The sequence below is a fragment of the Pseudothioclava nitratireducens genome, from assembly GCF_029210495.1.
GTDB classification, from domain to species: Bacteria; Pseudomonadota; Alphaproteobacteria; order Rhodobacterales; family Rhodobacteraceae; genus Pseudothioclava; species Pseudothioclava nitratireducens.
The window spans coordinates 109,729-115,728 of record NZ_JARGDK010000008.1 but is presented as its reverse complement, the minus strand read 5'-3'; the positions used below and the strand labels follow the sequence as shown (position 1 = coordinate 115,728).

Below are 6,000 nucleotides of genomic sequence, written 5' to 3'. Positions count from 1 at the left end.
CGACCATACACCTCGATGGCCACCTGAGATTACACCGAAGACGGCGCTGAATTTACACCACGTCCGTGGACGCTACCGCTCATTGTTTGAAAATTGTGAACAGCGATAGCGACTCGCGCGGCTTTTCATGGGCGGAAAACTGCTTTACCAAGTTGCGAACCTTCAAGCCCAGTATCCGCGCACCGCGCCCATGTGTTAGAGCCCCGGAATGAAACCAAGTTTTGCGCTCAATCTCTCGCATGACGGTATCGGGCTGTTGCAACGCCGCGAAACCGGCTGGCAGCAACTCGGAGATGTCTCGCTTGAGGCCGAAGATCTGGCGGATGCGCTGGCCGGCCTGCGTAAGGCCGCCGAAGCCGAGGCAGGCCCCGATGGGCTGATGACCAAGCTCATCATCCCGGCATCTCAAATTCTTTATACCGAGGTCCACGCGCCCGGCCCAAGCCCCGCCGCGCGGCGTCGTCAGATTGCCGAAGCGCTGGAGGGTTTGACGCCCTACGACGTGCCCGATCTGGTGTTCGACTGGACCGGCCCGGATGAGACCGTTCAGGTCGCCGTTGTCGCGCGCGAGACCCTGGACGAGGCCGAAGCCTTCGCCCAGAGCCATGGCTTTGCGCCCATTGCTTTCGCGGCGATCCCAGAGTCCGGTGCCTTTGCAGCAGAGCCTTGGTTCGGCCTGTCATCGGTCGCGGCCTCTTATTTGCCCGAAGGCGCCCGCGTCGAGCGCGATGCCGATCCGATCCGGCTTCTAGAGGAAGCTCCGGTCCTCGAGGTGGTGATCGACGCGCCGCCCGCGCCCTCCGAGCTTGCAGAAATCGAACATGCAGATGTTGATGTACAGGTTGATCTGGCAAGTGAACCGGCTGAATCTGTAGATTTCGAACATACCCCCGCAGCGGCACCAGACGCCCCTGACGAGGCATCCGCGGAAGACGAGAGCGTCGAAGACCCGCTCCCAACCGAAACGAAACCGGAGACCGAAAGCGAGGCCACGGTCGTTGACAAAGGCCCCGAAGCACCTCCTGCCGAGGATAGCCCGGCACTTTCCGACATCGCACCCGACCCGGCCCCAGATGTCGCAGCAACCGAAGCGCCCCAGGCGTTCACGCATGAGACATCAGGCCCGTCCGTTCAGGCTGATCTGCCAGACGATGTGCAAGAGATCGACGTAAGCGAGGGCGCCGGCGAGACGGCTGTCGAAACCGAAGGCGCCCCGCAAGAGGCTAGCCCGGACCAGGATCAACCCTCTAACACAAAAGAGCTTTCTCCTGAGCCAGTCGAAACGCTGAGCTTCCCGGAACTCGAGGAAGATCTGCCACCGCCGCTCGATGATGTGGCGGAAGACCCGCCGGCGTCCGCACTGACGCCCGCAGCTTTCACGAGCCGCCGGATCACAACGCCGGACACACCGGAAAGCCCCGCCGCGCCCGAGGCGAAATCCACTGCACCGAAGCTGGCGGCACCGCCGAAACGACTGGAAACCTTGCCGCCGCGCAAGTCCGCGCTTGAGAAGGGCACGCTGGGCACGGATGGTTTCGGAGTGACCGCTCCGGGTCTTGCCGTCCCGAAATTCGATACCGAGGCTGCGCTGGAAAAGGGCGGCAAGGCGGCCAAGGCGCTTGGCAAGGCAGCGCGCAAATCGCTCAAGACTGCCGCAAAAGGCACGGCAGCTCTCGGCCAAAATACGCGCAAGGCGATGGCCAAGACCACCGGCGAAGCACCGTCGCCCACCGGCGAGAGCCAAGCCCCCGCCACGACGAGCCAGCCCGCGCCGAACAAGACGGTTTTCGGCGGCCGCAAGACGGAAGTCGGCGGCAAACCGCGCTATCTTGGCTATTTGCTGACCGTCGGCCTCGTGCTGTTCATGGCGATCGTGGCGCTCTGGTCCTCCTTCCTTGGAGAGCCGGACACCATTGCCGAAACCCCGGCGCAACAGACGGAAACAGCGGCTCTTGCGCCGGCCATGGCCGCGCCCGAACCGCCGACGCCCGAGGTCGCCGCGACCGCCGCGCAGCCCGAACCAGAACCTGCGATCACCTCGGATATTGCGCAGACCACTCCCGACGAGGCCCCCGAGCCGGAGACAGTCCCCGAAGCGTCGGAGCCCCCGGCGGAGCCGGTTATGGCCTCGGAAGTGACGGAGCCGCTGCCGGAACCCCCCGATGAGTCGCAGCCCCCCGAAGGCGAGCCGGACGACTATTCCACGACCCGGGTCTTCCCGCCTTCCGCGCTGCCGCCGCTGCCAGAGGTGAACCTCAACCTTGCGGCGCTTTCGAGCGCGACCCAGCCGCCCACAGCGCCCACCACCCCAGAGGCCGCCGCTGTGGAGCCGACGCCCGAAGGCGTCCTGATGCCGGGCGCGTTCACGCTGTTTGCCGGCCAGCCGCCACTCGTACCGCCTGCGCGCCCAGCCACGATTGCCGATCTTGCCGCGACGGCCCTTGCCGAGGCTGAAAAACCCTACGCCGATCCGGCGCTCGCAGGCATCCAGCCCAAAGCCCGCCCCGAGGCGGTGAGCAGTGCCGCCGCCGAAGCCGCGCAATCCGCAGCCGAAACAGCGATCCCTGAAACAGCCGATCCTGCCACGGAGACCCCCGCCGCCGAGCCTCCCCAGACCGAGGACGAAGCCGCGCTCTCACCCGAAGAACAGGCCGAAATCGCCCGTCTGGGTGCGCGCACCCCACTCCCGCGCCCCGCCACAATCGCCGCGGCCTCACGCGAAGCACAGGCCCGCCAGCAAGCCGAGGCAGAGGCACAGGCCAAGGCCGAAGCCGACGCGCTCGCAGCGGCGGCAGCAGCAGCGGAAGCCGCCGTCGCCGCACTGGCCGCCGAAGCCACTGCGGACCCGTTCGCATCGGCCACGCGTCAGGCTGTCACCGTATCGCGTCGCCCCGCTGACAAGCCGCGCAACTTCTCGCGGATCGTCACGGCGGCCCTCGCAGCCCCCAAGGCCCCTGCCCCCCCCGCGGCGAGCGCAACCCCCACCGCACCGCAACGTGGCGGCGTCGAACCGACCAGCTTCTCCGCCCCGGTCCCGCCCGACGAGCTGGACGAGCCGGAACCGACAGGCCCCGCTCCCAAGGTTCCGACCTCGGCCTCGGTCGCCAAGCAGGCGACGGTCAAGAACGGCATCCAGCTTGGGGAGATGAACCTGATCGGGCTTTATGGTTCTTCGAACAGCCGCCGCGCACTGATCCGCATGGCGAACGGGAAATTCGTCAAGGTCGGTGTGGGCGACCGGCTGGACGGCGGCAAGGTCACGGCCATCGGTGACGGGCAACTGACCTATCAGAAAGGCTCGCGCAGCTATACGCTCAAGCTCTTGAAAGGGAGCTGAGCGCAAAGGGTCACATCGGATGACAGCTTTGAAACACTGCGCGTTTCGACCTTGAACCCCCTTCGGCATCCGCTACTCTGACCCTATTCCCCGGATCGCGCCCTGGCGCCGATTGACCCGCATCTACCGCTTGGCAATGGCCCGGCGGCATTCTGACACACGCCTTTGGAAAGGAGCACGGCACGCATCATGGAGAGCTTTCTGCTGCAGGCCACGCTCTATCTTTTCGCAATGGTCATCGCGGTGCCGCTGGCGAGCCGCGCGGGCCTTGGCTCGGTGCTTGGATACCTGATCGCGGGCATCCTGATCGGTCCGATCCTTGGTCTGTCCGGGTCGGAGATGACCGACCTGCAGCATTTCGCGGAATTCGGCGTGGTAATGATGCTGTTCCTGATCGGGCTGGAACTCGAACCGCGTGCGCTCTGGGCGATGCGCGACAAGCTGCTGGGGCTTGGCGGATTGCAAGTGTTGCTGACGCTGGCGGCGGTGGCAGCGATTGCGATGGCCTTCGGGCAACCGCCGCGCATTTCGATCGCGCTGGGGATGATCTTCTCGCTCTCCTCGACGGCGATCGTGCTGCAAACGCTTAACGAAAAACGCCTGATGCAGACAAAAGGCGGGCGCTCGGCCTTTGCGGTCCTGCTCACGCAGGATATCGCGGTGATCCCGATGCTGGCCCTGATGCCGCTGCTGGCACTGCCCGGCGCGCGGGCGCTGGCCAAGGCGAAAGAAGGCGCCGACCACCCCGTCGCCCATTTCATCGAGAGCCTGCCGGGCTGGGGCGTCACGCTGGTCACGCTGGGCGCGGTGCTGTTCGTCATTGTCGCGGGGCACCTGTTGATCCGGCCGATGTTCCGCTTCGTGCATGCCGCGCGCCTGCGTGAGATCAACACCGCGATGGCGCTGATGATCGTCGTGGGCATTGCCTCTCTGATGTATCTCGTCGGCTTGTCGCCGGCACTAGGCACTTTCCTTGCCGGTGTCGTCCTCGCAGACAGCGAATTCAAGCACGAGCTGGAATCCGACATCGAGCCGTTCAAGGGCCTCCTCATGGGGCTGTTCTTCATCACGGTCGGCGCGGGTATCAACTTCAACACGGTGCTGGCCGCGCCTGTCGAAATCGCGGGGCTGGTGATCGGGCTGGTCGCGCTCAAGGCGCTGATCCTCGCAGGCTTGGCGCGGCTGTTCAATGTGCGGGGCAAGGATCGCTCTCTGTTCACGCTGGGGCTCGCACAGGCGGGGGAATTCGGCTTCGTGCTGGTGGCCTTCGCCGTGTCCCAGCGCATCCTGCCCGGCGTGCTGGCCGAACGCGTGCTGGTGGTGATCGCGCTCTCGATGCTGATCACGCCGCTCATGTTCATCCTGCACGATCTGCTGGGCAAGCTGCGCCGCGACGAAGGCGGGCCAAGCCCCGACGAGATCGACGAGCAGGGGCCAATCATCATCGCAGGCGTGGGACGGTTCGGGCAGGTCGTCAATCGGCTGGTGACGATGTCGGGCTTCCGCACGACCGTTCTCGATGCCGATCTCAAGACCATCCAACTGATGCGCACCTTCGGCTTCAAAGGCTATTTCGGTGACCCTACGCGCCCTGATCTGCTGGCCGCGGCTGGCCTTGCCAAGGCTCGGGTGTTGGTCGTGGCCCTTGATGACCGGGGGGCGACGACGCGGCTGGTGGCCTATGCGCGCCGGATGCGCCCCGACCTGCATATCATCGCGCGCGCGCGCGACCGCATCCATGTGTTCGAACTGTATCGCGCGGGCGCGAACGACATCGTGCGCGAAATGTTCGACAGTTCACTGCGCGCGGGGCGCTATGTGCTGGAGAATGTCGGCCTGTCGGAATTCGAAGCCGCCGAACTGGAGAAGATCTTCTTCAAGCTCGACCGTGCAGCGGTGCGCGACCTGGCACAGGTCTGGAAGCCGGGCGTTCCGGTAGAGCAGAACCCCGATTACATCTCGCGCACCAAAGAACTGAATGCAGAGCTGGAAACCGCGATGATGGAGCGCTTTTCCCGCCGCGAAGACAGCGAGGCCGACGAACCCGCCAAAACCAAGGGCTGAAACGCAAAACGCGGGCCCAGAGGCCCGCGTCTTAAAATGATCCTGTCGCGGGGATCAGGCAGCGCGGCTCACCAGAACCTCGTCCACCTGCTTGGCAGCACCCGCCTCGTCCGTGCCGGACACGGCCGCAACTTCACGGGTCAGGCGCTCCAGCGCGGCTTCATAAAGCTGACGCTCCGAATAGGATTGCTCGCGCTGATCGTCGTTGCGATGCAGGTCGCGCACCACTTCGGCGATCGACAGCAGATCGCCCGAGTTGATCTTTTGCTCATATTCCTGCGCCCGGCGCGACCACATGGCGCGCTTGACCTTGGCCTTGCCCTTCAGGGTTTCCAGCGCCTTGGTCACGATATCGGGGGAGCTGAGCCCCCGCATCCCGATCTCGGTCGCCTTGTTGGTCGGCACGCGCAGCGTCATCTTGTCTTTCTCGAAGGAAATGACGAACAGCTCGAGCCGCAGCCCGGCGATTTCCTGTTCCTCGATCGACATGATCTTGCCGACACCATGCGCCGGATAGACGACGAAATCGTTAGGACGAAACTCGGTCTTCTTGGTCTTGGTCATACAGTCGCTTCCTTGCAGTCGCCCTCGATCACTCC

The 6,000-nt window shown here is 64.9% G+C and carries 3 protein-coding genes; 2 read left to right on the top strand and 1 reads right to left on the bottom strand.

The window, feature by feature from the left end:
• Positions 1–208: 208 nt before the first annotated feature.
• Positions 209–3,337 carry a hypothetical protein gene (locus P0X85_RS11085; RefSeq protein WP_275812925.1) on the top strand — a complete coding sequence of 1,043 codons (3,129 nt, stop codon included), beginning with the start codon at positions 209–211 and terminating at the stop codon, positions 3,335–3,337.
• Between the two features lie 189 nt (positions 3,338–3,526).
• A complete protein-coding gene (locus P0X85_RS11080) occupies positions 3,527–5,401 on the top strand; it encodes a monovalent cation:proton antiporter-2 (CPA2) family protein (RefSeq protein ID WP_275812922.1) in 1,875 nt (624 codons plus the stop codon).
• Positions 5,402–5,455: 54 nt separating this feature from the next.
• On the opposite strand, the gene P0X85_RS11075 is transcribed toward P0X85_RS11080, so the two are convergent.
• Complete coding sequence (locus P0X85_RS11075) at positions 5,456–5,965, bottom strand: CarD family transcriptional regulator (protein ID WP_275812919.1); 510 nt, start codon at positions 5,963–5,965, stop codon at positions 5,456–5,458.
• Between the last annotated feature and the right edge of the window lie 35 nt (positions 5,966–6,000).

What these genes read in the sequence shown, in the direction of transcription:
- P0X85_RS11085 (WP_275812925.1), top strand. Translation starts at nt 209, where the DNA reads ATGAAACCAAGTTTTGCGCTCAATCTCTCGCATGACGGTATCGGGCTG.
- P0X85_RS11075 (WP_275812919.1), bottom strand. Translation starts at nt 5,965, where the DNA reads ATGACCAAGACCAAGAAGACCGAGTTTCGTCCTAACGATTTCGTCGTC.
- P0X85_RS11080 (WP_275812922.1), top strand. Translation starts at nt 3,527, where the DNA reads ATGGAGAGCTTTCTGCTGCAGGCCACGCTCTATCTTTTCGCAATGGTC.